This window comes from Microbacterium sp. S308A+, assembly GCF_049800815.1.
Lineage (GTDB): Bacteria > Actinomycetota > Actinomycetes > Actinomycetales > Microbacteriaceae > Microbacterium.
The window spans coordinates 538,770-562,345 of sequence record NZ_JBNAFT010000002.1 but is presented as its reverse complement, the minus strand read 5'-3'; the positions used below and the strand labels follow the sequence as shown (position 1 = coordinate 562,345).

The following is a 23,576-nucleotide window of genomic DNA, read 5'->3' as shown; positions in this document are numbered from 1 at the left end:
GACTGCGCTACCTCGATCACGCGGCGACATCGCCCGTGCGCCCCGAGGTGCTCGAGGCCATGGTCCCCTACCTCACCAGGGTCTTCGGCAATCCGTCGAGCCATCACACCGCGGGCGAGGCGGCGGCAGACGCCCTGGCCGACGCACGCGTCAGGGTGGCGCAGGTCCTCGGCATGCGCCCCGGCGACGTCGTCTTCACCGCGGGCGGGACCGAGGCGAACAACCTCGCCGTCAAGGGGATCGTCCTCGCCGCGCGAGCGCAGGGCCGCCGTCATCTCGTCACGACGCCGATCGAACACGAGTCCATCCTCGAGTCGGCGGACTACCTCCGCCGGTTCCACGATGTCGAGACGACCCTCGTCCCGGTCGACGACACGGGGCGGATCGCTCCCACCGACCTCCGCGACGCCCTTCGCCCCGACACCGCTCTCATCTCCTTCGGGCACGCGAACAACGAGGTGGGCACGATCCAAGAGGTCCCCGCGCTCGCGGCGGTCGCTGCGGTCGCGGGTGTCCCTGTCCACGTGGACGCCGTGCAGTCGGCCGGCTGGCTGCCGATCGCGGGCCTGGGTGCGGACGCGATCTCGATCGCCGGGCACAAGGTCGGCGCCCCCAAGGGCATCGGCGTCCTCGCCGTGCGCGGACGGGTGCCCCTCGAACCTCTCCTGCACGGCGGCGGGCAGGAGCGCGGTCGCCGGTCGGGGACGGAGAACGTCGCCGGCGCGGTCGGCATGGCCATGGCGCTGGAGATCGCCGACGCCGAGCGAGAGGAAGCCAGGAGCCGCGTCGGGGCCGAGACCGCGCGCTTCATCGCCGGAGTGCGGGAGTCCGTGCCGTCCGCACGACTCACCGGCGCCCCTGCCGGAGACCGCCTCCCAGGGGCGGCGAGCTTCACGTTCGCCGGCGTCAGCGGCGAGGCTGTGCTGCTGGAGCTCGAACGACGCGGGGTCGTCTCCTCAAGCGGCTCAGCCTGTGCCGCGGGCAGCGATGACCCCTCGCATGTGCTGCTCGCCCTCGGGATCGCCCCGGAGGACGCCCTGACATCGGTGCGGTTCACCGTCGGCCGGGAAGGGCTCCCCGGCGACGCCCCGGAACGCCTCGCCGCTCTCGTCGGCGAGGCCGTGGCCGCTGTCGCATCCTGATACCTTGACGAGAACGGTCCTAGACTCGAACGGGTGAGCCCCCTCGTGACCGTGATCGTTCCCGGCCGCGACGTGGAACGCTACGCACCGGCGGCCCTCGCCTCGCTCCAGGCTCAGACCGAGCGTCGCTGGCGGGCGATCCTCGTCGACGACGGCTCGGTCGACGCGACGGGAGCGATCTTCGCGGCCGCGGCGAGATCGGACCCCCGCTTCGTCCTCGTCCGACACGACCAGCCCCGAGGCCTCAGCGCCGCACGTAACACCGCCCTGGACCTCGTCGACACCCCGTATCTCGGCTTCCTCGACGGTGACGACGAGCTGGCTCCCACGGCGCTGACCCGTCTCACCGCCTCGCTCGCCGAGACCGGCAGCGACTTCGCGGTCGCCGCGTACGTGCGCACCCGGGCCGGCGCGGACGGCGTGTACCGCCCAGGTCGCGTGCAGCCCTGGGTCTCTGCCTCGACCTCGCCGCCCCGGCAGCGGACCACCATCCGAGAGCATCCCCACGCCTCAGGGAACATCGTGGCGTGGTCGAAGGTGAGCCGTGCGAAGTTCTGGGACGGCATACGGTTCCCCCTCGGCGTCGCCTACGAGGACCAGATCATCGCCCAGCAGATGTATACACGCGCAGAGGCCTTCGACGTGCTCCCCGATGTCGCCGTGCACTGGCGCCTCCGGGCCGAGGGCACCTCGATCACCCAGGCCAAGGACCGTCTCCCCACTCTGCGCGACTATCTCTCCGCCCTGCGCGGCGGCATCGACGTGCTTCTCGCGGCAGGCGCATCGGACGCCGTCGTCGCACGGCTGGACCTCATCCTCGCGATGGACGTGCCCCCGCTCGCGCGCATCGCCGCGAACCACCCCGACCCGGCGTACGCGGCGACGCTCACGACGTTCCTCTCCGACCTGCGCGCCCTGCCGGAGTACGCGCGCACCTCTCCGGACCCGACGCTCGCCGACGCCCTGACCTGGTGACCCTCAGGGAACGAGCACGTCACGGGACGAGCCCCCGCACGGTCCCGACCCCTGATACGAGACCGGTCAGGTCAGTCGGGGAGGTCGCCCTCGACCCGGGCGGCGGCGACCTGCTGCGCGGCGAGATCGGCGTAGAGCCCGCCCCGCGCCAGCAGCTCTGCATGGGTGCCCGACTCGACGATACGTCCGCCCTCGACCACGTGGATCACGTCGGCGCCCATGACGGTCGAGAGACGGTGCGCGATCGTGAGCGTCGTCCTCCCCCTCGCCGCCTCGTCCAGCGCCTCCTGGACGACGCGCTCAGAGACCGTGTCGAGCGCCGAGGTCGCCTCGTCCAGAAGCAGCACCGGAGGGTCCTTCAGGAGCACGCGGGCGATCGCGATGCGCTGCTTCTCTCCACCGGAGAGGCGATAGCCGCGCTCGCCGACGACGGTGTCGTAGCCGTTCTCGAACCCCGCGATGACATGGTGGATGTTCGCGGCCGTGCAGGCCGCGACGAGCTCCTCCTCGGTCGCGTCGGGCTTGGCGTAGCGGAGGTTCTCCCGGATCGAGGCATGGAAGAGGTACGTGTCCTGGGAGACGATGCCGATCTCGTCGATGATCGACTCCTGGGTGAGCGACCGCACGTCCGCGCCGCTGAACAGCACCTCCCCGCCGTCGGCCTGATACAGCCGCGGGGCGAGGTAGAGGATCGTGGTCTTCCCCGCCCCGGACGGGCCGACGAACGCGACGTGCGCGCCGGGCTCGGCGACGAACGAGACGCCGCCGAGCGTCGGACGAGCATCGGGGGTCGCATCCGGGTAGCGGAACACGACGTCGCGGAACTCGATGCGACCGCGAGGACCGGGAGCCTCGGCGACGGGGATCGCGGCCGGAGCGTCCTGGATCTGCGGCACGAGATCGAGGTACTCGAAGATCCGGGCGAACAGCGCGGACGAGGTCTGCACGTCCAACGCGACACGCATGAGGCCGATGAGCGGCATGAGCAGACGGGCCTGCACGGTGGTGAAGGCGACGATCGTGCCCGCGGTGATCGCCCCCGTCCCGCCGGCGACGAGATATCCGGCGACGAGATAGATGATGGCAGGCACGGACGACATGATCACCTGTACCACCGCGAAGAACCCCTGGCCGCTCATCGCACGACGCACCTGCAACCGGACCTGGTTGCGATTCTCGTCCTGATACCGCGTCGACTCTGTCCGCTGCCGGTTGAAGGACTTGGACAGCAGGATCCCCGAGACGCTCAAGGTCTCCTGGGTGATCGAGGTCAGCTCCGACAACGACTCCTGGGTCTCCCCCGCGATCCGAGCCCGGACCTGGCCGACGCGGCGCTGGACGATCACGAGGACGGGCATGATGACGACCGCGATCAGCGTGAGCCGCCAGTCGATCAGGATCATCGCGACCAGAGAGGCGACGACGGTGACGGTGTTCCCGAGGATGCTCGTCACGGTGTTCGTCAGCACCCCGGAGACGCCGCCGACGTCGTTCTGCAGACGCGACTGGATCACCCCGGTCTTCGTACGGGTGAAGAAGCCCAGCTCCATCGCCTGCAGGTGCTCGAACAGACGGACGCGGAGATCTCCGGTGACGCTGTTGCCCACGGTCGCGGTGAGCCAGGTCTGCGCGACGCCGAGAACGGCGGAGAGCAGGAAGAGCCCGATCATCGCGAGCACGAGCGTGAGCAGAAGGTCAAGGTGCGGGCCACCGCCGGCCACCGGGAAGAGAGCGTCGTCGAAGATCCGCTGCACGATGAGCGGAGGGACCACGGCGATCGCCGCGCCGAGGACGACGAGGATCCCCGTCAGAAGCAGGCGGCCACGGTAGTCGCGGAACAGCGCCGCCACACGGCGGCCGAGGCCGTCGACCTGCGGAGCCTGGGCGTTGAGCCTGCGCTGAGCCGCCTCGTCCACACCGCGGAAACCGCCCCGGCCGCCACCCACTCCGCCCATGCTCATGGACTTCAGCGTATTCGTCTCCCCCGACCGGGAAACGACCGCCGCGAGGGACGGAACAGAGCAGCGGGGAATGGAATGTCGGAGGCAGTGGTTACGCTGTAAGGTCTCAGCGCACTCCGCTACCTCCATCCCTCGCTTTTCCTTCCTTCTTCGATTCCGCCTGGAGGCACCCTTGTCCCACGTCGACACCGGCTCGGTCCCCGCGACCGCCGCCCCCGGGGCGATCGGCCGCGACGAGAGCCGGATCATCTGGCTCCTGCTCGCCGCCGCGTTCGTCGCCATCCTCAACGAGACGACGATGGGCGTGGCGATCCCGCACCTCATCGGCGATCTGGGCATCACCGCCGTCGACGCCCAGTGGCTGACCACGGCGTTCATGCTCACGATGGCCATCGTGATCCCGACCACCGGGTTCCTGCTGCAGAAGTTCACGACGCGCCAGGTCTTCATCGCCGCGATGTCCTTGTTCTCGCTCGGCACGCTCATCGCCTTCCTCTCCCCCGGCTTCCCGCTGCTGGTCGTGGCCCGCGTGGTCCAGGCCTCGGGGACGGCGATCATGATGCCGCTGCTCATGACGACGCTGATGACGCTCGTGCCCGCGCAGTCCCGCGGGCGCATGATGGGCCGCGTCAGCATCGTGATGTCGCTGGCCCCTGCGATCGGCCCGTCGGTCGCCGGCCTCATGCTGGACTCGGTCGGCTGGCGCTGGATCTTCGGCATGGTGCTCCCGATCGCGCTCATCGCTCTCGGGGTCGGCGCCAAGTGGATCCACAACATCGGCGAGCCCAAGCACGCGCCGATCGACGTGCTGTCGATCGTGCTCTCCGCGTTCGGCTTCGGCGGACTCGTCTACGGTCTCACCCGCATCGGCGGGGGCGGTCACGGCGCCGACGCGGCGGCCGCGGCCTCGTCCGGCATGGTCATGACCGTGTCGCTCACCGTCGGCGTCGTCGCGCTCGTGCTGTTCGTCTGGCGTCAGCTGGCGCTGCAGAAGGTCGACGACGCGCTGCTCGATCTGCGCGTCTTCCGCTCGACGAACTTCTCGATCTCCATCCTCATGATGCTCGTGCTGTCGATGGCGTTCTTCGGGACGGTCACCGTGCTGCCGCTCTACCTCCAGGGTGTGCTGCACGTCTCCGCGCTGGAGACCGGTCTGCTGGTCCTTCCCGGCTCGCTCGCCATGGGTCTGCTCGGACCGCTCATCGGGCGCGTGTACGACGCCCGCGGGCCACGCGTGCTCCTGGTTCCCGGCACGATCATCGCGACCGCGTCCCTGTGGTTCTTCACGACCGTCAGCGAGTCGACGCCGGTCTGGACGATCGCCGTAGTGCAGACCATCCTGTCGATCGGGCTGGCCCTCACCTTCACCCCGCTGTTCACGGCATCGCTCGCGTCGATCCAGCCGCAGTTCTACTCGCACGGCAGCGCGGTGCTGTCCACCACGCAGCAGGTCGCCGGCGCCGCGGGGATCGCCCTCATGATCGCGGTGATGTCGGCGGTGACCGCCTCGACGGCCGCCTCCGGCACCGCCGAGGCCGCTGCGGGCGGTTCCGGCGCTCGTGCCGCGTTCCTCATCGGCGCAGTGCTTCTGACGATCACGATCGTCGGGGCGTTCTTCGTCCGCAAGCCCGAGGAGGCACCCGAGGGTGCCGAGGGGATGCCCGCCGGTCACTGATCCGGCGAACGGGATGGGCCTCGGCGTTGGTCGGGCCCATCCTGTCCCCTGCCGTCCTCGTAGCCACACCATCGGACCACGGAGGGCGACCAGAGGTCAGGGGCGCAAGATGGCCAGCGACGCCCGCGGCGAGGCGAAGGCTTAGGCGTCGGCGCTCTTCGCGCCGGGCAGGGCGCAGACGCCCCCACTGCAGCTTCGGGCATCGCTGTCCGACGGCAGGACGAGGAGGCCGGGCGGCGACGACAGCGGCCGGTGAGCATCCTCTCGCGGGGTCTCGGATGCGTTCCTCGCGTCCGTCTGACTGGTCATCGCTCCATCGTACGCCCGCTGCGCGACGGCGGCGCGGGCGAGACGGCTCACCGTTCCCCGCCCGCGTCGGCAGAACCAGGATCCGCGACCTGAGCGGATCCCGCGATCGGTACTGCGCGATCGGTACTGAGGGTTCCGCGACCGCATCACGCGGAGTACCGTACAGCCGGTGGGATCCTTCGACGACGGAAGAGACGAGTCGTCCGCCGAACGCGCCGACCGCAACTGGGACGAGCTGCTCCAAGAGCTGCGTGTGATGCAGACGGGCACCCAGATCCTCACCGGCTTCCTTCTCGCCGTCGCGTTCCAGCCTCGCTTCTCGTCCCTCGCCCCCGAGCAGGTCGGTCTCTACGTCGTTCTCGTCGCCCTTGCCGCGATCGCGACGATCCTCGCCGTCACTCCGGTATGCCTGCACCGTGCCCTGTTCCGCCAGCACCGGAAAGCGGAGCTCGTCGACGTGACCGCCCGGATCGTCGCCGTCGACCTCATCGTGATCGGCCTGCTGACTGTGGGAGTCACGACGCTGATCGTGGACTTCACGATCGGCAGGACAGCGGGGATCGCGACGCTCGTCTGCGCCGTCCTGCTCGTCGCCGGGCTCTGGTACGCCGTGCCGGGCGTCCTGCGACGCACGCGGCGGGGCCAGGGGCACGGTCTTTGATCCATGGCGTCCACCCACGTCAGGGTCTCCTCCCGCCGTGACGTTTCGTCCTCGTCCATGGGAATGCCGTGGGAAGACCCTCCGAATCACCGTCAAGGGGGTTGAGGCTCACTGATCGATCCGGAATCGTGGCCCGGACATGTCGGCGACCGCCGCATGTCCGCAACCGGAAGGAGAGCCCGACGTGCTCACCCTGACCGACAACGCCTCCGCCATCGTCGCCACTCTGGTCAACCGCCAGAGCGACGCCGAGGACGCCGGCCTGCGAATCCACACCGCGACGATGGGCCCGGCCGGGGAGTCCCGGCTCGCGGTCGTCGTGGTCCCCCAGCCCGACCCCGAGGACGCGGTCCTCAGCGTTCCGGGCGCTCATGTCTATCTCGAGGAGGGGGCAGCCATCGCGCTGTCCGACAAAGTCCTCGACGCCGCGGTCGATGAGGAGGGAGCCGTGTCCTTCTCGGTCCTCCCCCAACCGGTCTGACGCCCGGTCGGCAACGGCTCAGGAGCCGCCGCACGCCTCGGCTGCGGCGGCTCCGTCGCACTCTCGCCGCGCATGGTCCAGGCGATCATCAGCTATCGTTATTCGATAGCTTTCTATTGATCAACGAGAGGATATCCATGCCGAAGCCGCTGGTCCCCACTCTCAAGGCCATCATCGTGATCGCCCTCGCCGGGTCGCTCGTCGTGCAGGCGGTCTTCGTCCCGTTGTTCTGGAACGACCTCACCGCGGAGGATCCGTGGACGCGGGTCGCCCTCGTGATCGTGGCCGTGCTCGGCGTGATGACGCTCCAGGTGTGCGGCGTGTGCATCTGGTTCCTCCTCACTCTCACCGGGCAGGGCGCCGTCTTCTCTCATCGCGCGTTCCGCTACGTCGACATCATCATCGGGGCGATCGCCGCCGCCGCCCTGCTCGCTCTCGCCCTCGCGATCGTCCTGGCTCTCGGCGACACCGCTCCCGGCGCCGTCGGCCTCGTCTGCGGCGCCTCGCTCGTGATCGCCGGCGTCGCCTTGCTCGTCGTCGTCATGCGCGCGCTCCTCGCGCAGGCGGTGTCGACAGACACCGAGGCACGGCATCTCCGCGCTGAGCTGGACGAGGTGGTCTGATGCCCATCACCGTCGACATCGACGTCATGCTCGCGCGCCGCAAGATGTCTGTCGGCACGCTCGCGGAGCGGATCGGCATCACCCCGGCCAACCTCGCCGTGCTCAAGAACGGCCGGGCGAAAGCCGTGCGCTTCACCACCCTGGACGCGATCTGCGACGTCCTCGAATGCCAGCCCGGCGACCTCCTCCGCTGGGAGCCCGATTCGTCCGAGAGCGACGAGCCGGCAGACGCCGGTCTCAGCTGAGACCGGTGAGCAGGTTGATGATCGTCCCGAGGATCACCGCACCGAAGAGATAGGCGAGCATCGTCTGGGCGATCACGATACGACGGAACGCGTTCTGTGTGACGTTCGTGTCCGCGACCTGGTAGGTCATGCCGAGACCGACCGAGAAGTACGCGAAGTCGGTGTACTCCGGGTTCTCCTCCTGGTTGAAGACGATGCCGCCGACCGGAGCGGTGTAGTAGAGACGCGCGTAGCGGAGCATGTAGTCGACCTGGATGAGCGCCCACGAGGCGGCGACGCTCACCACGGCGATCCCGGCGAGGAGCAGCTGCGTCGCACCCTGCTCATGTCGGGCCTGCACGACGACCACGAGCAGGGCGGCAAGGCTCGCCACGCTTCCGAGGACCGCGATGGCCCGCGCCACCCGACGCCCCGGGTCCTCGACCGTCGCATGCGATCGGGTCTGGGCCGCATCCATCGGCCACACCACCGCCAGCACCCACACGGTGCTCACGAGGGCGAGGGCACCCCATCCGGCGAGAACCCCTGCGGCGACCCCGAGTCCTGGGCCCGCCATCGCCCCGACAGCGACCCCCACGACGAGAGACACCAGCGCCCGGACCCGCAGCAGATGGGCACGCGAGATGTTGCTCATGTCGGGATGCTAGCGCGGGCGCCGACGCATGCCGTGCACTGCATACGCGGTGGCCTATCGTTGCGGGATGTTCCGACGCCTCCTCTCCCGCCTCTTCTGGGCCTTCAGCCGCTGGAGGCTCGCGAGCGAGCCGGCGCCGACCCGACCGACGGTCCTCGTCGGCGCTCCCCACACGTCGAACTGGGACTTCGTGCTGATGCTCGCGATCGCGTGGCGGCTCGGCGTCGACGTGCGCTGGCTCGGCAAGAAGAGCCTCTTCGCCGGCTGGCGCGGCCCGATCATGCGCAGGCTTGGCGGCATCCCCGTCGATCGTGCGGATCCGGGGCGGGTCGTCGAGGGCGTCGTCGCGCGCGTGCGCTCCGGCGAGGTCTTCGGGCTCGTCGTGACCCCCGACGGCACTCGGGGCGCGCATGAGCACTGGAAGTCCGGGTTCTACCGGATCGCGCGCGAGACCGGCATGTCGGTCACCCTCGGCTACGTCGATCGGACGACGATGACGACCGGTCTCGGGCCGACGATCGAGCTCACCGGCGACGTCGGGGCGGACATGGACGTGATCCGCGCCTTCTATGCCGACAAGGCGGGGTTCCATCCCGCCCGTCGCGTCACACCCCGGCTGCGTGAGGAGAAGGTCGCCGTCTGACCAGCGTTCCCGTCGGACAGCGATCAGGATCTCGCGCTGCCTCGGCCGCGATCCCTGCCTACGCAGCCTCCGCCGTGGAGACGAAAGCGCGTCATGCTCACCTTTCGTCGCCTGCCTGGCAGACCGGGCAGAGCTGAGCGGACGCGCCGGCGAAGACGCGATCCACGATCGTGGCGCCGCAGACCGGACAGAGCGTCCCTCCCCGACCGTGCACGATCATCGCCGCGACCTTCGCCTGCTTGAGGCGATCGGGCGGGAGCCCTCGCCGATCGTCGACCGCTCCGCGCAGGACATCGATCATCGCCACGAAGAGGCGTTCGCGCTCGGACCGGGACAGAGCGGCGGCGTGGACCGTCGGAGACAGTCGCGCGCGATGCAGGATCTCGTCGGAATAGGCGTTGCCGATCCCCGCGAGAGAGCGCTGCTCCTGCAACAAGGCCTTGAGCTGCTTGCGTCGCGTCCCCAGAGCCCGCTCCAGGTCGTCCGCGACGAAGTCCGACGCCAGCGGATCAGGACCCAGCGCGGCGATGGCAGCGACGTCCGCCGGCGCATCCACCGCCCACAGCCCCACGGCCAGGAAGTCACCGGTCTCGACGATATCCGCCCGCGCGCCGTCGTCGAGCACGATCCTGGCGACCCGCTGCGCCGCGCCCGCGGGAGCGCCGTCGCCAGGGTTCCACCGGATCCATCCGTTGCGCCCGAAGCTCACGACGAGCCAGCCGGCGTCCGTGTCCAGGGCGAGGTGCTTGCCGTATCGGCGCACGGCAGCGATCCGCGCGCCGATGAGTCCGGCCGGCGGACGCTCCCTCGTCTTCAGCGCCCGCGGGTCGACCTCCTCGACCCCGGCCACGGCACGACCGCTCATCCGCTCGTCGAGGAACTCGACCAGCGCCTGCACCTCTGGCGACTCCGGCATGCGCCTATCCTGACACCCGACGTCGACATCCAGGGGGGCGAGTTCCGTGAGGCCTGCGCGTCACGCCGTCCCGCGGTGACGCCCTGCCGCGCCGGGCGAGCTCAGCCGAGGCCCGAGCCGCCGGCTACCGTTGCACGCCCCGACCTTTCCGCCCCGGCCGTTCCGCCTCGGGTGCTGAGTGCCGAGGACTCAATTCCGGGGGCTCAGTCCCAGGCGAGATAGTCCTCGATCGCGAAGGCGGTGTCGACCGCGTGCGTCACCGGGAACAGGTGCTCTCCGCCGGCCATCGTCACCAGGCTCGCCCGCTCCGGCGCCGTGGCGCGCAGCTTCTCGCCGTTCGCCGGTGGCATGACCTCGTCATCGCTGCCCTGGATGATGAGCACGGGCAGGCTCGACGGGAGGGCGATGTCCTCGTCCTCCACGGCAAGCAGCAGCAGGCCGTCCGCGCGATCGACGTGCGCGGCGGCGAGGGCACGGGCGACCGTGCCGCCGACACCGTGCCCGCCGATCCAGGCGCTGCCGAGGCCGATGTGGTCCATCACCGCGAGGACGTCCTCGATCCACTCCTCGCGCGTCACCTGCTTGTCGTCGGACACGCGGCGGGCTCCGATCCGGACGACGCGGTATCCCTCCTCGGCGAGGATGTGCGCGACCGAGCCCAGCGCTCCTCCCTCGAGGCCACGCCCAGGGATGAGGACGAGGGCCGGGCCCTCCCCGTGCCCTTCGTCGAAGTACGGGACGGCGCGGCCGTCGGGCTCGAAGATGCTGTTCTGCGTCATTCTCGTCTCTCTGCGGGGTTGCCTGCGGACGGGATCTTCCCGCAAAGAGCCTACCCGGCGAGAGAGCGAGGACACCGGGAGCCGGAGCGCCCTCGCCCGCCGTCCGATACTCTTCCCTGCCGTGGCCCTGACACGCACGGCGACGACAACTCGTCTTACTCTCTGTACGCATCGCAATCGGAAAGGCTGACCATGGACATCGCACTCTGGGTCGTCGCGGCCGTCTTCGCCATCGGGTTCGTCGCAGGCGGCATCGTCAAACTTGTCGCTCCCTATGAGAAGTACGGAGCCAAGCTGGGCTGGCCGCTGGACTTCACGCCAGGCAACGTGAAGTTCATGGGGGTCGTCGAGATCCTCGGCGGGCTCGGACTGATCCTTCCCGCGCTGCTGAACATCGCGCCGGTCCTCGTTCCGATGGCCGCCTCGGGCATGGCCCTCTACATGGCGGGCGCCGTCACCGAGCGGATCCGCCGGGCGGAGCACAAGGAACTCCTCGGTGATCTCGTCTTCCTCGCTGCCATGCTCTTCATCGCCTGGGGCCGCTTCGGGCCGTTCCCGCTCGGCTGACGGACACTGCTGTCGGCCGTTGCCCGCATCGCTCGCCGAGGACCCCGGCGGTACGAGCCCTGCGTTCGCTCGACGGTGGTGGTCACTTGCCGAGAAACCCGACGTTCAGAGGCGGGTGAGCACGAGATAGGCGAAGAGGTATCCGAGCATCAGGCACATCACCCACGCCGTCACAGCGGCGAGGTACCAGTCCTGCCGGATCTCGAGGGCCATCCGGCGTGGATCCGTCCGCGGAACCTTCCTCAGCACGCGATCGGTCAGCCACAGGGCCGGCAGGAACAGGGCGAAGAGCAGCAGGAAGACCGCCAGCTGCAGCAGCAGCCACGCCGAGCGCGGGCCGCTGCTCGCCGAGCCGATCCCGACCGTGAGCAGCGCGGTGATCTCCTGTGAGCCGCTGATGACCAGCAGCGCAAGCCCGCCGAGAACGACGACGGTGATGCGCCCCAGACGATCGCCACGCGTCACGCCGACCTTCGGCACGGGCGGCCCGGGAACACCCTTGGCCGGGTCTGGGCCTCCGAGCTTGCGCTGGCGCTGCCCCCAGAACAGCCGATGCGTCGCGCGCAAAGCGATCGGCCAGAGCACGGACGCGACGATCACCGCGAGGAGCCAGGCGAACACCTCGTTCGCGGTCAGATTCAGCTCGAGGTGCTCCGCGAGGAAGATGAGGCCGATCCACGCCGCGAGCACGAAGGGCACGCCTACCGCCACGACAGCCACAGCGATGAGGAGCATCTTCCCGGTGCTCCGGGTGCTGGGGGGAGCATCATGCACAGCGGAAGTCTAGGGGCCCGCAACCGCATAGACGGGGCGTGCACGACTGCGCTCCTGTGCCCTGCCTCGGGGCTCGACAGCGCTCTGCCTCCGGGATCAGTCGTTGAAGCGGAGCTCCTCTACCGCGTCGCGTCGCAGGGCGACGTCAACCCTCGAGCGCGACGTCACCGTTCGTCAGCGTCTGACACCATCACGTCTGGCACAATCACATAGCCACGCTTGATGCGTGCAGTCGCTCGACCCCACTCGCTTGCTCTGACGCGCGACTGGTGCGCGTCGAACGCTGTCTGATCTACGAACCTCTCGCGGACCGTCCAGACGAGCGGGTCACCTGTCGGTTCGACGTTGAACTGAAGACATCCCGGTTCCGCACGTGTGAGCGCGATGTGCTGATCGAGATGGCGCAGAACGATAGCCGCCTCGATCTTGTCAGCGCAGAGAAGACGCCCCGTCAGACGGATCGCATTCACGCGACCTTCAACGGCGTGATCGACGCGATCTGCGCCCCCGCAACGTCCTCTGCGAGGTCGAGCTCGTAGTGGCTCTGCAGATTGACCCAGAACTCCGCAGAAGTACCGAAGTACTTCGCCAGGCGCAACGCGGTGTCCGCGGTAACGCCCCGCTTGCCGTGCACGATCTCGTTGATACGCCGTGGAGGCACCCCGATCGCCACCGCGAGGCGGTTCTGCGTGATCTCGAACCCCTTGATGAAGTCCTCCATGAGCACCTCACCCGGGTGAATCGGAGGAATCTTGTCAGTGATAGTCAACGATCTCCACCTCCTCTGGTCCAGCGTCTGTCCACACGAAGCAGATCCGCCACTGGTCATTGATCCTGATGCTGTGCTGGCCGAGCCGATCGCCCCTGAGCACTTCGAGCCGGTTGCCCGGCGGGACGCGCAGATCGTCAAGCGACTGCGCAGATCCCACCTGGCGAAGCTTACGCAGCGCCACCGAGTGGATCCGGGGATCGATCGACGGGACGCGTTCACGACTCCACAGTCGTTCGGTCTCCTTGCTCCCGAACGACCTGATCACGCACCCATCATATAACGCCCCGCGTCAATAACGCTAGGCGTTAACTTGGAACCGCACGTTGCGGACGGAGCGACCTCTGACTGACAGCCCTGGTCAGTGCTGCGAGCCCCTCGGGTCGCGCAAGGCGGTCATCGCCTCCAGCGGGGTGTCGTGGATGTAGGCGAGTTCGGGCGACACCCCACCCCATCCTTCGATGGCGCCCTCGGCCGCCCACTCGTTCTCGCCGTCTTCGGCGGCCCAGACCGCATCACCGTGCTGCCAGATCCACCACAGGTTCGCACTCGAGTCCTGCACGCGAGCGAACTGCGTGCCGAAGAAGTCGGTCGGCTTCGTGACCAGACGCGCCCCGCGCGCGAGAGCGCGCTCGAGCACCGCGTCGAGGTCATCGACGTAGACCTGGAGCAAGCTCGGCGTGAAAGGCCAGTCGGGCTTGCGCTCGGCGAGCATGATGGTGGTCGTACCGACGCGCACCTCGGCCTGCAGCAGCAACCCGTCCTCATCGATCGTGCGGGCCTCTGCGCGCTCCTCGCCGCCGAAGACCTCGATCACGAACCTGGTCAGCTCATCGGCGTTCGTGGTGATGATGAACGGGTTGACGGTGGCATAGCCCTCGGGGGCGGCGGGTGCAGACATCGTTTGCTCCTGTACTGGCGGTGGATGCGACGTCCTCAGTCCATCATCCGGTGACAGTGACGGTATTGAACGTTTCCGCCATCATCGGCTCGACAGCACCTGGGCCGGTGTCTGGCCGTGGAAAGCTCTCAACGAGCGGGTCAAGTGCGCCTGATCCGCGAACCCGCACCGCGCGGCGCTCTCGCTCGGCGACACCCCCTGCAGCAGCAGGGTGAACGCTTCCCGGGCTCGGGACAGCTGCTCGATCTGCTTGCGCGTGAGGCCGGTTGCGGCGCGCACCCGGCGCTGCCGGTGCCGCTCCGAGTATCCCGCATCATCGCCGGAGAGCAGGCGCAGGACATCGTCGTCGCAGCGCAGGACATCGAGCTCCAGAAGGCGATCGGCGAAGGCCTCAAGGTCGAATTCCGGGAACGCCACGACATGCTGCGCGATCACGACGTGCCCGGCCTCGACAACGAGCTGCTGCTCACCGCCGAGCAGGAGCTGCTTGCTCACTCCAGGCAGGACGACATGAGCCTTCAGCTGAACGCCCCAACTATGCTCCCCGATCGTCGAGCGGACCCAGCGGTGGCCGAGTCGGACCAGCCAGGCCCGCGCGCACCTTTCCGTCAGGTGCACGGGCGAACCACAGATCCCAGTACTCGACCGCCGGGACGAGGTAACGTTCATCCTTCGTCGCCCGCGCTTGCCACACGCACTGCAGGACGGGCGAGTCGGGCTGATGCTCTTCGTACATGCGCTCCATCCGCGGCACGTCCCCCTGACGGCGTTCTCATCGACCAGACGTCAGACGTTGAAGCGGAACTCCACCAGGTTACGTTACAGATAGGCATCTTGTCCGCCTTCCTGCCCCATCCGGTACTCGCATGTGAGCAGTATCGCTGCGAGCTACGTGCCTCTTCGAGTAGAGCAGAGTATCTGGGCCACGCCGATATCGCCGCCATGCACAAGCGCTACCTGAACCTGTTCAGCGCCGACCACACCGACGACATGGCCCGCCTCGCCGCAGTCGCGAGCCGTCCCGCCGCCGCTCCGGTTCCGCAGATCGGCAATGTCAGTGGCCAGCTGTAGCGTGCAGCTTGAACGCGCACCCGCGCAGCACGATGCCATAACCACCGAGGTACCATGCCCGACCCGAATACCGATACCGTCACTCTTCACACTGAGCCGTTCCGCGCCTGGCTCCTGCGCCAGACGCCTGAATCGCGCGCGCCCTACTCCCAATATGCGCAACGGCCTGAGGCTTTTCAGTATTGGTGGAAGATGTTGCGGCAGGTCTTTCATGTACCTGACCCCGACAGCTTCCCGAGGGCGAACTACTCGCAGGACGAGGTCGAACTGCTTCAACAGTTCGTGCACACGTGCCGCGACCTGGCCTCCATGACCGTGCTGAGCTTCGACGGCGGAATAACGTTCCATGCGCAAGAGTCTGGCGGAGGACAAGTTGAGCGCAACCTACCCCCGGCCGACACGATGCGAGGAGCGCTTGTTACCCTGCGCCAGTTGGAGAAGTCCGATGAAGATGGGAGCTTCCAGAAGGTGTGGAGAATCGTCGGGCGGAGGCTCAACGAGATCGATCCCATCGCCGCCAAGCGACACAACCGTTATCGGCTCATCCAGAACAAGCTGATGAACGGATACCTGATCAAAATGGCCGACATACTGGCATGTACCATCCAAGGGTTCGATACCAAACTCGCCATGTCGCTGCACCATTCTGGTAAACCGATCGATGTCATCAACGAGGCCATGTACACGGGCCACGTGCACTGGAATCGAAAGCGAGCTGCCGCTGGCAAGATGGGGCAGAAGAAGGACGACGTGTGGGCAGGGATGTTCGAGATGGATGTCTACGACTCGCTGATCCAGCTGAGCCACTGGAAGTTTGTTTACGCCGAGTTCCTGGAACAACAGCTCGGCCCGACCGAGTAGCGAAGGGCGCAAGACACTGCGCAGTTTCCGGGGATTTCCCCGGGGATGCGCTCGCGGCGACCTCGCACAAATGAAGCCCGGTGATCCGTTTTGAAGCGGATCTCCTGGGCTATCTGTCTTACTGGAGTACCTGGACTCGAACCAAGAACAACCGACCCAGAATCAGTTCGAGAACCTAAATTCCACCACGTCGCCGTCCTGCATGACGTAGTCCTTGCCCTCCAGGCGGGCCTTGCCTTTGGCGCGGGCCTCGGCGACGGAGCCGGTCTCGACGAGGTCGTCGAACGAGATGACCTCCGCCTTGATGAAGCCCTTCTCGAAGTCGGTGTGGATGACGCCTGCGGCCTGCGGCGCCTTCCAGCCCTTGCCGATGGTCCAGGCCCGCGCCTCCTTGGGGCCGGCGGTGAGGTAGGTCTGCAGTCCCAGGGTGTCGAAGCCGATGCGCGCGAGCTGGTCGAGGCCGGACTCGTCCTGACCGGTCGAGGCGAGGAGCTCGGCGGCGTCGGCGGGGTCGAGATCGATGAGCTCGGACTCGATCTTCGCATCGAGGAAGATCGCCTGCGCGGGCGCGACCAGCGCCGCGAGCTCCGCCTTGCGGGCAGCGTCCGTGAGCACCGCCTCGTCCACGTTGAAGACGAAGATCACGGGCTTGGACGTCAGCAGGCCGAGCTCCCTGACCGGCGCCAGGTCGATGCCGCTGGTGGAGAGCAACTGGCCTCGCTCCAGGGCGTCCTTCGCAGCCTTGGCGGCGTCGAGGACGGCAGGGTCGGCTTTCTTCCCCCGCACCTCCTTCTCGTACCGAGGGAGGGCCTTCTCCAACGTCTGGAGATCGGCGAGCATGAGCTCGGCGTTGATGGTCTCCATGTCCGAAGCCGGGTTGACCGACCCGTCCACGTGCACGACGTCGTCGTCCGCGAAGCCCCGCACGACCTGCGCGATCGCGTCGGCCTCACGGATGTTGGCGAGGAACTGGTTGCCCAGTCCCTCCCCCTCGCTCGCGCCACGGACGATGCCGGCGATGTCGACGAACGAGACCGTCGCGGGGAGGATCCGCTCGCTGCCGAAGATCCCGGCGAGCACGTCCAGCCGCGGGTCAGGCAGGCTCACCACGCCGACGTTCGGCTCGATCGTCGCGAACGGATAGTTCGCCGCGAGCACGTCGTTCTTGGTGAGGGCGTTGAAGAGGGTGGACTTGCCGACGTTGGGCAGTCCGACGATTCCGATGGTGAGAGCCACGGGGCACGAGTCTACCGGCGGACGCGACGTTCCGTGCTCGGCGTGAGGCCGACTACTCCAGCAGTTGGGCAGGTTTCTTCGCCGAGGTAGTGCCATGATCAAATCAAGATTGCGCCTCCGATAACGCGCTCCCCTGGACAGGATCATGATGAGCAACGAAATTCCCCTGGCAGACTGGCACCCGGACCCGACGGGCCGCCATCAATACCGCTATTGGGACGGGAGCACCTGGACGGACCACGTCGCAGACAACGGCGTTCAGGGGACCGATCCGCTTATGCAGCTTCCGGTTCAGAGCGCGGAGCGCCCGATGACTCGCCGCGAGATGCGCCAACAGGCACGCTCGGCACGAGAGGAAGCAGCGCGGCGCGAACGTGAACGGGCCGAACTGGAGAGGCTCGCAAGAGAGGTGGAAGCCCGTCGCGAAGCCCAACGGAAGCGTGAGGAAAGGGAACTCGAAGAAAGTCGAGCTCGCGAACGACTCGAGGCCAAAGCACGCGCGCTCCGCGAAGCGAAAGAGCTCGAAGCCCGTGCAGTGTCTTTTCCGCCATTCTATCTGCCAGGCTGCAACGGACGCCCCGAAACTGAGGTTGCCGGCGAGTTCGCGCGCATAGATGAGGTGCATCGAGCACTCGGCAGGAGCCCAAAGCTCGATCAGGAGATCGTCGATGATTCACTCGTCGCCCTGCTGGTTCCCGAGCCTTCCAATCCCCATGATCGAAACGCCGTCAAGGTGATGATCGGCGGACATCACGTTGGCTATCTCGAAAAGGAAGTCGCCGCGGTTATCCAACCAGTCGCACAACAAGTCGTCCAGGCGGGCTTCGTTCCGGCGGTCGGCGCCCGGATCTGGGCTGTCGCGCGGCGCGATTACTCGGACACCCGCAAACTCCGCCACCACGCGAACGTCCGTGTCGCCCTCAACGACGCACATCTCCTCCTACCGATCAATGATCCACCTTTTGAGGGCTACAGCATGCTCCCCTGGGGCGGCTCGCTGCAGGTGACCGGAGAGGAGAATCACCAGGAGATCCTCGCCGAGTACGTGACTGCGAACGGCGACGCCTTGGTGATCGGCACGCTCTCAATCATTCGTGGCGGTTCCGCTAAAGCTCCGAAAAGTCTGATCGAAATCCGAATCGATGGCGAACGGATCGGACAGCTCACACCGGTCTCCAGTCAACACTTTGCTCCAACGGTGCTTCACCTCGATCAGCAAGGTCTGATAGCTGCCGTCTGGTTGCGCGTAAGAGGCAACGCGATTGCAGCTCAGGTTACGACCCACGCCACCAAGGCACACGAACTCCCAACCGAGTGGTTTGAGTCCGTGCACACCGTTCCGCGATTGCACGGGACCAACTCCCGACCTGAGATCGACTCCGAGGCCGACGATGCCGAGATTCGAGCCAGGATGCACGAACCAATGTGGGACGACTAAACGATGAATAGAACTTCATCTCGAGCGCGCCGGCGATGATCAGGCGCGGCGGGCCCGGAAGGCCACAGTGACGTACGGCAGGTCGACGGTCCCCTCCCCCACGAGTCCGATCTCGTCGAACAGCGCGTCCATCTCCCGCGCCACGCGCTCCTTCTCCTCAGCGGGCGCGGTGATGATGTAGCTGCGCGAGCGGGCCATCGCATGCAGCTGCGCACGGGTCATCGGACGCGACCACTCCCCACGCCACGACTCCACGCCGCCGAACGGCGCCACGAAACGCGGTCCTCCGTCGGCGACCATCCGCTCGGCGGGGCTTCCGTGCATGATCGCGGTCAGGCGCCGCACCCAGTCCACGCGCTCGTCGCGGACGTTCCAGATCGCTCCGATCACACCGCCCGGACGGACGGCCCGTCCGACCTCCCTCGACGCGGACGCCTGATCGACCCAGTGCCAGGACTGGCCGAAGACGGCGGCGTCCACGCTCGCATCCGCCAGTGGAAGGCTCTCGGCGGTGCCGACGTGCACCGGGACGTCAGGCAGGTTCCGAGAGAGGGCCGCGAGCATCGCGGCATCGGGGTCGATCGCCACGGCCTCGGCGCCCAGCAAGACCAGCGCCCGGGTGAGCTTGCCCGTGCCCGCGCCGATGTCGGCCACTCGACGCGTCCCGGAGGGCAACGGATCCAGCAGCCACGCGACGGCGTCGGCCGGATACTCCGGTCGCCCCGCGTCGTAGTTGCCGGTCTCCGCCCCGAAGCTCGTCGCGCGTTCCGTGTCCATGTCCTCAGGCTACGCCTGCGCATCGACGTGACCCCGGCGCGCCTGCGCCGCGTCATCCGCCGAGCGGGAGAGAGTGGACGGGTGCCCCTGGACTTCACCGCGATCGACTTCGAGACGGCGAACTCCAGTCCGGCGTCGGCATGCTCGGTCGGGCTGGTGCGCGTCCGCGACGGAGAAGTCGTCGCGAGCAGCGGGTGGCTCATCCGGCCGCCGGCCGGGCACGACGAGTTCCAGGAGTGGAACGTCCGGATCCACGGAATCCAGGCCTGGCAGGTCGCCGACGCCCCGGGGTGGAGCGAGCAGCTCGACCGGCTGTGCGGGTTCGCCGGCGCCGACGTGCTCGTGGCGCACAACGCCGGGTTCGATCTGAACGTGCTCCGTCGCGCCTGCGAGGCGACAGGCGACGAGCCCCCGCCCTACCGCTCGCTGTGCAGCCTGCATGTCGCTCGCAAGGTGTACGACCTCGACTCCTACCGACTGCCCGTGGCAGCCGCAGCGGCCGGTTTCGACGCCTTCCCACATCACGACGCCCTCGCGGACGCCCGCGCCTGCGCCCAGATCGTGATCGACGCCGCGCGACGTTCCGGGGCCGACTCGGTGGACGAGCTCGCCGCCTCCCTGGGCGTGCGCATCGCGGCGGCTCCGACCCCCAGGGCAGAGCAGGCGGCCGCCTGACGCGGTCAGCACCCTCCCTGCCACAGGACACGACAATGGACGAATGACGGACCAGAGCACGCCCGCCCTCAGCCCCGAGGTGATCGAGGGCACCTTCGACCTAGCCCGTACCGGTCGAACCGGCCCCCTCGGGGAGATGATCGATGCGGGAGTCCCGCTCGACGTCCGCAACCCCCGCGGAGACACGCTCCTGATCGTGGCCGCCTATGCCGAGCAGGAGGAGGTCGTGGCGAACCTCCTGCACCGCGGCGCGGACCCGGACGCCGTCAACTCCCACGGTCAGACAGCTCTCGCCTGCGCGGTGTTCCGGCGCAACGAGCAGCTTCTGCGGATGCTGCTCGACGCGGGAGCCGATCAGAACGCGGGCGGGCACCCTGCCGCTCTGATCGCAGAGCAGTTCGGGCTGTCGGGGATGCGGGCGGTTCTCGGCGAGTACGCCGCACGACCCTAGCGACGCTCCGACCCTTCCGCCTCGTCTTCCGCCCCGATGTCGGTGGCCAGGAGCAGCATGCCCCTATGGATGCCACGCCCGTTTCCCTCATCGCTCTGATCTCGCTCGTCGTCGGTGTGGCCATGGGCTGGCTCCTCTCCCGCTCCCGGGCGGCCTCGGAGATCGCCCGCACAGCCGCCGAGGCCGACGCGCTCCGCGATGAGCGCGACCGTCAGTACGACCTCTATCGCGACGCGGTCGAGCATGCGCGCGCCGAGCAGCGCGCCGCGGCCGAGCGCACCCAGCAGGAGAACGCCGTCCTCACTGCGCTCGCCCCGGTCCGCGAGACGCTGCATGTCATGCAGCGAACCGTCACCGCGCTCGAACAGGACCGTCACGCCCAGTTCGGCGCGTTGAGCGAGCAGCTGCGGCGGGCACACGAGTCCGACGAGGCGCTGCGGGCGACGACCGAGTCGCTCGCGGGCGCCCTGCGCTCCACCGCGACCCGCGGCGTCTGGGGGGAGACGCAGCTGCGGCGGGTGGTGGAAGCGGCAGGGCTCACCCGGCACGTCGACTTCGATCTCCAGGCCACCATCACCTCCGACGCCGGGCGAGGACGGCCGGACATGGTCATCCGCCTCGCCGGCGGAGCCTCGATCGCCGTCGATGCGAAGGTGCCGTTGGACGCCTATCTGGAGGCCAGCGCCCTGAGCCCCGCCGACGACGCGCGGCGCCGGCCGCTCATGCAGCAGCACGTCAAGGCCGTGCGCGCACACGTGGACGCGCTCGCCAAGAAGGCCTACTGGTCCGGGCTCGACGCCGGGCCAGAGTTCGTCATCTGCTTCCTGCCCAGCGAGTCGCTCCTCGCCTCCGCGATCGACGAGGACCCGACCCTTCTCGACCACGCCTTCGGCAAGCGAGTGGCGCTCGCCTCCCCCGTCAACCTCTGGGCCGTCCTCAAGACCGTCGCCTACACCTGGACGCAGCAGGAGGTGTCGGAAGAGGCGCGGACCCTGCTCTCTCTGGGCACGCAGCTGTACGACCGGCTCAGCGTGCTCGCCCATCACGCAGACGACCTGCGTCGTGCCCTTGAGCGCACAGTGGACAGCTACAACAGATTCGCCGGATCCCTTGAGAGCCGCGTGCTCGTGACCGCCCGGCGCTTTCCCGGGATCGACCCCGGCACGTTGACGGCGCCCGCGATGATCGCCGAGGGGACCCGTCGCCTCACCGCAGAGGAGCTGACCGTCCCGACACCGCACGCAGCCCCGGACCTCGACCCCGATGACGACGCAGCAGCAAAGGAGAGCTTCGACGTCGGCAACGATCCCGTCATCGACCCCGACCTCGGCATCAGCGCCGAGCTCGGCGAGATCCGAACGAGGATCGCCGAGAACGCCCCGACCGAACACGCCGCGGATGAGGGTCGCCGATGAAGGATGCCCTCACGCTCTCCCGAGATCGCGCAGACGCGAGCCACTGCACAGCAGGGATCGGAGGTCCGAGATGGCGCAGAGGGTCAGACCAACGAGCCGAAAGGCGTCATGCCCCGCCGGGAACGAAGCTGAGCATCGCGATCACCGCGCCGGAGAACAACACGAAGGCGCCGATCATCCACCAGGAGCTGATCTCGTGCCCCTCTTCGCGCCGTACACGGAAGAGCACATCAGCGCGTCGAGAGGGATCCATCTCGACGACGGTGACCGTGCCGGTGTCAGTGACCGTCGTGTGCCGGTACACGTTCTCGGAAGTCATCCGCTCGCCCTTCTCCTTGCTCGACGCCCGGCGCCGATGCGGTGCAGACGGCTTCCATTGTGCCAGTCATCGACTGATCCGCCGCACGCCACGGCCGATCCGGGGTACCGGCTCGATAACGTTCCACTGACCGCCTCCTGAGCGGGACGAGGCGGCGGACCACCGATCGGCCGCCTCGTGCGCGGCCGATCGGCTCAGGACGAAGACCGGCGGCCGACGTTCAGAGCCACTTGGAGACGAGGTGCTCCGAGGCGATCCGGCGGAGAGTGCCAGACGCGCTGCGCAGCACGACGCTCTCGGTGTAGACGTATCCGCTCTCGCGGCGCACGCCGGCCACGAGCTGGCCATCGGTCACACCGGTCGCCACGAAGATCGTGTTGTTGCCCTGCACGAGGTCGTCGGCCTCGTAGACCTTGTCCAGATCGAGCCCGGCGTCGATGCCGCGCTGGCGCTCCTCGTCGTCGCGAGGCCAGAGCCGGCCCTGGATGTGACCGCCGAGCGCCTTGATCGCACAGGCGGTGACGATCCCCTCCGGGCTGCCACCGATCCCCACGCACATGTCGGTCCGAGCACCATGGCGCGCCGCGTTGATCCCGCCGGCCACATCGCCGTCCGACATCAGACGGGTCCCGGCGCCGGCCTCGCGGATCTCCCGGATGAGATCGTCATGCCGCGGGCGGTTGAGCACGGAGACGACGATCTCCTCGACGGGCTTGTCCAGCGCCCCCGCGAGACGGCGGATGTTCTCGCCGATAGGGAGGCGGATGTCGACGACGCCGACGCCGGCCGGACCCGTCACGAGCTTGTCCATATAGAAGATGCTCGACGCGTCGAGCATCGTGCCTCGATCGGACACGGCGATCACCGAGAGGGCGTTCTGGCGGCCCGCCGCGGTGAGCGAGGTCCCATCGATCGGGTCCACGGCGATGTCGCAGGAAGGGCCACGGCCCGTCCCGACCCGTTCGCCGTTGAAGAGCATGGGCGCGTTGTCCTTCTCCCCTTCGCCGATCACGACCTCCCCGTCGAAGTCGACGGTGCCGAGAAAGGCGCGCATGGCGTCGACCGCAGCGCCGTCGGCCTCCTCCTTGGCACCGCGGCCGATGAACGGGACGGCACGGATGGCCGCGGCCTCCGTCGCACGGACGAGCTCCAGGGCGAGGTTACGGTCGGGGCGAAGAGGGCTGAGATCGGCTGTGAGGCTCACCATGAAGGTCAGCCTAGGGCGGCTGCGCGCAGAGATTCGCGGTTTTGCACATGTGTTCAACGAAAGATATGAGG

29 protein-coding genes are annotated in these 23,576 nt (G+C 68.1%); 15 read left to right on the top strand and 14 right to left on the bottom strand.

Annotated features, from left to right (window positions below):
* The first annotated feature begins 2 nt into the window (after positions 1-2).
* Positions 3-1,142 carry a cysteine desulfurase family protein gene (locus tag ACP15J_RS08410; protein WP_424980921.1) on the top strand — a complete coding sequence of 380 codons (1,140 nt, stop codon included), beginning with the start codon at positions 3-5 and terminating at the stop codon, positions 1,140-1,142.
* Between the two features lie 33 nt (positions 1,143-1,175).
* Positions 1,176-2,117, top strand: a complete 942-nt coding sequence (locus tag ACP15J_RS08405) for a glycosyltransferase family 2 protein (protein WP_424936554.1) — start codon at positions 1,176-1,178, stop codon at positions 2,115-2,117.
* A gap of 71 nt (positions 2,118-2,188) precedes the next feature.
* Here ACP15J_RS08405 and ACP15J_RS08400 read toward each other — a convergent pair whose 3' ends face one another.
* Positions 2,189-4,072, bottom strand: coding sequence for an ABC transporter ATP-binding protein (locus ACP15J_RS08400; protein ID WP_424980920.1), 1,884 nt, complete (start codon positions 4,070-4,072; stop codon positions 2,189-2,191).
* Between the two features lie 178 nt (positions 4,073-4,250).
* Between ACP15J_RS08400 and ACP15J_RS08395 the strand changes: the two genes are divergently transcribed.
* The 5 genes from ACP15J_RS08395 to ACP15J_RS08375 all read left to right on the top strand — a co-directional run bounded on the left by ACP15J_RS08395 (position 4,251) and on the right by ACP15J_RS08375 (position 8,072).
* A complete protein-coding gene (locus tag ACP15J_RS08395) occupies positions 4,251-5,753 on the top strand; it encodes an MDR family MFS transporter (RefSeq protein ID WP_424936552.1) in 1,503 nt (500 codons plus the stop codon).
* A gap of 478 nt (positions 5,754-6,231) precedes the next feature.
* The gene (locus ACP15J_RS08390) at positions 6,232-6,723 is read left to right on the top strand and encodes a DUF6328 family protein (RefSeq protein WP_424936551.1); all 492 of its coding nucleotides are present in this window, start codon (positions 6,232-6,234) and stop codon (positions 6,721-6,723) included.
* 184 nt (positions 6,724-6,907) lie between these two features.
* Entirely contained in the window at positions 6,908-7,204 is a 297-nt protein-coding gene (locus ACP15J_RS08385) for an iron-sulfur cluster biosynthesis protein (protein WP_424936550.1), read from the top strand.
* A 137-nt stretch (positions 7,205-7,341) separates the two neighbouring features.
* Entirely contained in the window at positions 7,342-7,827 is a 486-nt protein-coding gene (locus ACP15J_RS08380) for a DUF2975 domain-containing protein (protein ID WP_424936549.1), read from the top strand.
* Positions 7,827-8,072, top strand: coding sequence for a helix-turn-helix domain-containing protein (locus tag ACP15J_RS08375; protein WP_424936548.1), 246 nt, complete (start codon positions 7,827-7,829; stop codon positions 8,070-8,072). Before ACP15J_RS08380 ends, ACP15J_RS08375 begins: the two co-directional genes overlap by 1 nt.
* Here ACP15J_RS08375 and ACP15J_RS08370 read toward each other — a convergent pair.
* Positions 8,065-8,706 carry a DUF1345 domain-containing protein gene (locus tag ACP15J_RS08370; RefSeq protein WP_424936547.1) on the bottom strand — a complete coding sequence of 214 codons (642 nt, stop codon included), beginning with the start codon at positions 8,704-8,706 and terminating at the stop codon, positions 8,065-8,067. The genes ACP15J_RS08375 and ACP15J_RS08370 overlap by 8 nt on opposite strands.
* 67 nt (positions 8,707-8,773) lie before the next feature.
* Here ACP15J_RS08370 and ACP15J_RS08365 point away from each other — a divergent pair, with 67 nt between their 5' ends.
* Positions 8,774-9,349 (top strand): 1-acyl-sn-glycerol-3-phosphate acyltransferase, encoded by a 576-nt coding sequence (locus ACP15J_RS08365; protein ID WP_424936546.1) that lies wholly within the window; start codon positions 8,774-8,776, stop codon positions 9,347-9,349.
* A 97-nt stretch (positions 9,350-9,446) separates the two neighbouring features.
* On the opposite strand, the gene ACP15J_RS08360 is transcribed toward ACP15J_RS08365, so the two are convergent.
* Together ACP15J_RS08360 and ACP15J_RS08355 are read right to left on the bottom strand one after the other, a co-directional pair.
* Positions 9,447-10,265: a DNA-formamidopyrimidine glycosylase family protein gene (locus tag ACP15J_RS08360; RefSeq protein WP_424936545.1), complete on the bottom strand. Its 819-nt coding sequence runs from the start codon at positions 10,263-10,265 to the stop codon at positions 9,447-9,449.
* Positions 10,266-10,468: 203 nt separating this feature from the next.
* The gene (locus ACP15J_RS08355; protein ID WP_424936544.1) at positions 10,469-11,044 is read right to left on the bottom strand and encodes an alpha/beta fold hydrolase; all 576 of its coding nucleotides are present in this window, start codon (positions 11,042-11,044) and stop codon (positions 10,469-10,471) included.
* Between the two features lie 192 nt (positions 11,045-11,236).
* Here ACP15J_RS08355 and ACP15J_RS08350 point away from each other — a divergent pair, with 192 nt between their 5' ends.
* Complete coding sequence (locus ACP15J_RS08350; protein WP_197219870.1) at positions 11,237-11,611, top strand: DoxX family protein; 375 nt, start codon at positions 11,237-11,239, stop codon at positions 11,609-11,611.
* A gap of 105 nt (positions 11,612-11,716) precedes the next feature.
* On the opposite strand, the gene ACP15J_RS08345 is transcribed toward ACP15J_RS08350, so the two are convergent.
* From ACP15J_RS08345 to ACP15J_RS08320, 6 genes are all read right to left on the bottom strand, one after another.
* Positions 11,717-12,385 (bottom strand): hypothetical protein, encoded by a 669-nt coding sequence (locus ACP15J_RS08345; RefSeq protein ID WP_424936543.1) that lies wholly within the window; start codon positions 12,383-12,385, stop codon positions 11,717-11,719.
* A 164-nt stretch (positions 12,386-12,549) separates the two neighbouring features.
* The gene (locus ACP15J_RS08340; protein ID WP_197219985.1) at positions 12,550-12,855 is read right to left on the bottom strand and encodes an antibiotic biosynthesis monooxygenase; all 306 of its coding nucleotides are present in this window, start codon (positions 12,853-12,855) and stop codon (positions 12,550-12,552) included.
* Positions 12,852-13,154, bottom strand: coding sequence for a HigA family addiction module antitoxin (locus tag ACP15J_RS08335; RefSeq protein WP_197219986.1), 303 nt, complete (start codon positions 13,152-13,154; stop codon positions 12,852-12,854). The genes ACP15J_RS08340 and ACP15J_RS08335 overlap by 4 nt, the downstream gene beginning before the upstream one ends.
* Positions 13,141-13,422: a type II toxin-antitoxin system RelE/ParE family toxin gene (locus tag ACP15J_RS08330; RefSeq protein WP_197219987.1), complete on the bottom strand. Its 282-nt coding sequence runs from the start codon at positions 13,420-13,422 to the stop codon at positions 13,141-13,143. The genes ACP15J_RS08335 and ACP15J_RS08330 overlap by 14 nt, the downstream gene beginning before the upstream one ends.
* A gap of 93 nt (positions 13,423-13,515) precedes the next feature.
* Positions 13,516-14,055, bottom strand: a complete 540-nt coding sequence (locus ACP15J_RS08325) for a VOC family protein (RefSeq protein WP_424936542.1) — start codon at positions 14,053-14,055, stop codon at positions 13,516-13,518.
* Positions 14,056-14,136: 81 nt separating this feature from the next.
* A complete protein-coding gene (locus ACP15J_RS08320) occupies positions 14,137-14,550 on the bottom strand; it encodes a helix-turn-helix domain-containing protein (protein WP_424936541.1) in 414 nt (137 codons plus the stop codon).
* 339 nt (positions 14,551-14,889) lie between these two features.
* On the opposite strand from ACP15J_RS08320, the gene ACP15J_RS08315 reads away from it, so the two are divergent.
* Both ACP15J_RS08315 and ACP15J_RS08310 read left to right on the top strand, forming a co-directional pair.
* A complete protein-coding gene (locus ACP15J_RS08315; protein WP_424936540.1) occupies positions 14,890-15,126 on the top strand; it encodes a hypothetical protein in 237 nt (78 codons plus the stop codon).
* 54 nt (positions 15,127-15,180) lie between these two features.
* Positions 15,181-15,987 carry a hypothetical protein gene (locus ACP15J_RS08310; protein WP_197220014.1) on the top strand — a complete coding sequence of 269 codons (807 nt, stop codon included), beginning with the start codon at positions 15,181-15,183 and terminating at the stop codon, positions 15,985-15,987.
* A gap of 162 nt (positions 15,988-16,149) precedes the next feature.
* Here ACP15J_RS08310 and ychF read toward each other — a convergent pair whose 3' ends face one another.
* The gene (gene ychF / locus ACP15J_RS08305; RefSeq protein ID WP_424936539.1) at positions 16,150-17,223 is read right to left on the bottom strand and encodes a redox-regulated ATPase YchF; all 1,074 of its coding nucleotides are present in this window, start codon (positions 17,221-17,223) and stop codon (positions 16,150-16,152) included.
* 148 nt (positions 17,224-17,371) lie between these two features.
* Between ychF and ACP15J_RS08300 the strand changes: the two genes are divergently transcribed.
* Positions 17,372-18,661 (top strand): HIRAN domain-containing protein, encoded by a 1,290-nt coding sequence (locus ACP15J_RS08300; RefSeq protein ID WP_424936538.1) that lies wholly within the window; start codon positions 17,372-17,374, stop codon positions 18,659-18,661.
* A 39-nt stretch (positions 18,662-18,700) separates the two neighbouring features.
* Here the strand turns inward: ACP15J_RS08300 and ACP15J_RS08295 are convergent, their stop codons facing one another.
* Positions 18,701-19,438, bottom strand: a complete 738-nt coding sequence (locus tag ACP15J_RS08295) for a class I SAM-dependent methyltransferase (protein ID WP_424936537.1) — start codon at positions 19,436-19,438, stop codon at positions 18,701-18,703.
* Between the two features lie 81 nt (positions 19,439-19,519).
* Here ACP15J_RS08295 and ACP15J_RS08290 point away from each other — a divergent pair, with 81 nt between their 5' ends.
* The 3 genes from ACP15J_RS08290 to ACP15J_RS08280 all read left to right on the top strand — a co-directional run bounded on the left by ACP15J_RS08290 (position 19,520) and on the right by ACP15J_RS08280 (position 21,979).
* Positions 19,520-20,113, top strand: a complete 594-nt coding sequence (locus ACP15J_RS08290; RefSeq protein WP_424936536.1) for a 3'-5' exonuclease — start codon at positions 19,520-19,522, stop codon at positions 20,111-20,113.
* Between the two features lie 43 nt (positions 20,114-20,156).
* Positions 20,157-20,564 carry an ankyrin repeat domain-containing protein gene (locus ACP15J_RS08285; RefSeq protein ID WP_424936535.1) on the top strand — a complete coding sequence of 136 codons (408 nt, stop codon included), beginning with the start codon at positions 20,157-20,159 and terminating at the stop codon, positions 20,562-20,564.
* 65 nt (positions 20,565-20,629) lie between these two features.
* Entirely contained in the window at positions 20,630-21,979 is a 1,350-nt protein-coding gene (locus ACP15J_RS08280) for a DNA recombination protein RmuC (RefSeq protein WP_424936534.1), read from the top strand.
* A gap of 106 nt (positions 21,980-22,085) precedes the next feature.
* On the opposite strand, the gene ACP15J_RS08275 is transcribed toward ACP15J_RS08280, so the two are convergent.
* A complete protein-coding gene (locus ACP15J_RS08275) occupies positions 22,086-22,298 on the bottom strand; it encodes a hypothetical protein (protein ID WP_197220257.1) in 213 nt (70 codons plus the stop codon).
* A gap of 220 nt (positions 22,299-22,518) precedes the next feature.
* Positions 22,519-23,505: a class II fructose-bisphosphatase gene (glpX, locus tag ACP15J_RS08270; RefSeq protein ID WP_424936533.1), complete on the bottom strand. Its 987-nt coding sequence runs from the start codon at positions 23,503-23,505 to the stop codon at positions 22,519-22,521.
* Between the last annotated feature and the right edge of the window lie 71 nt (positions 23,506-23,576).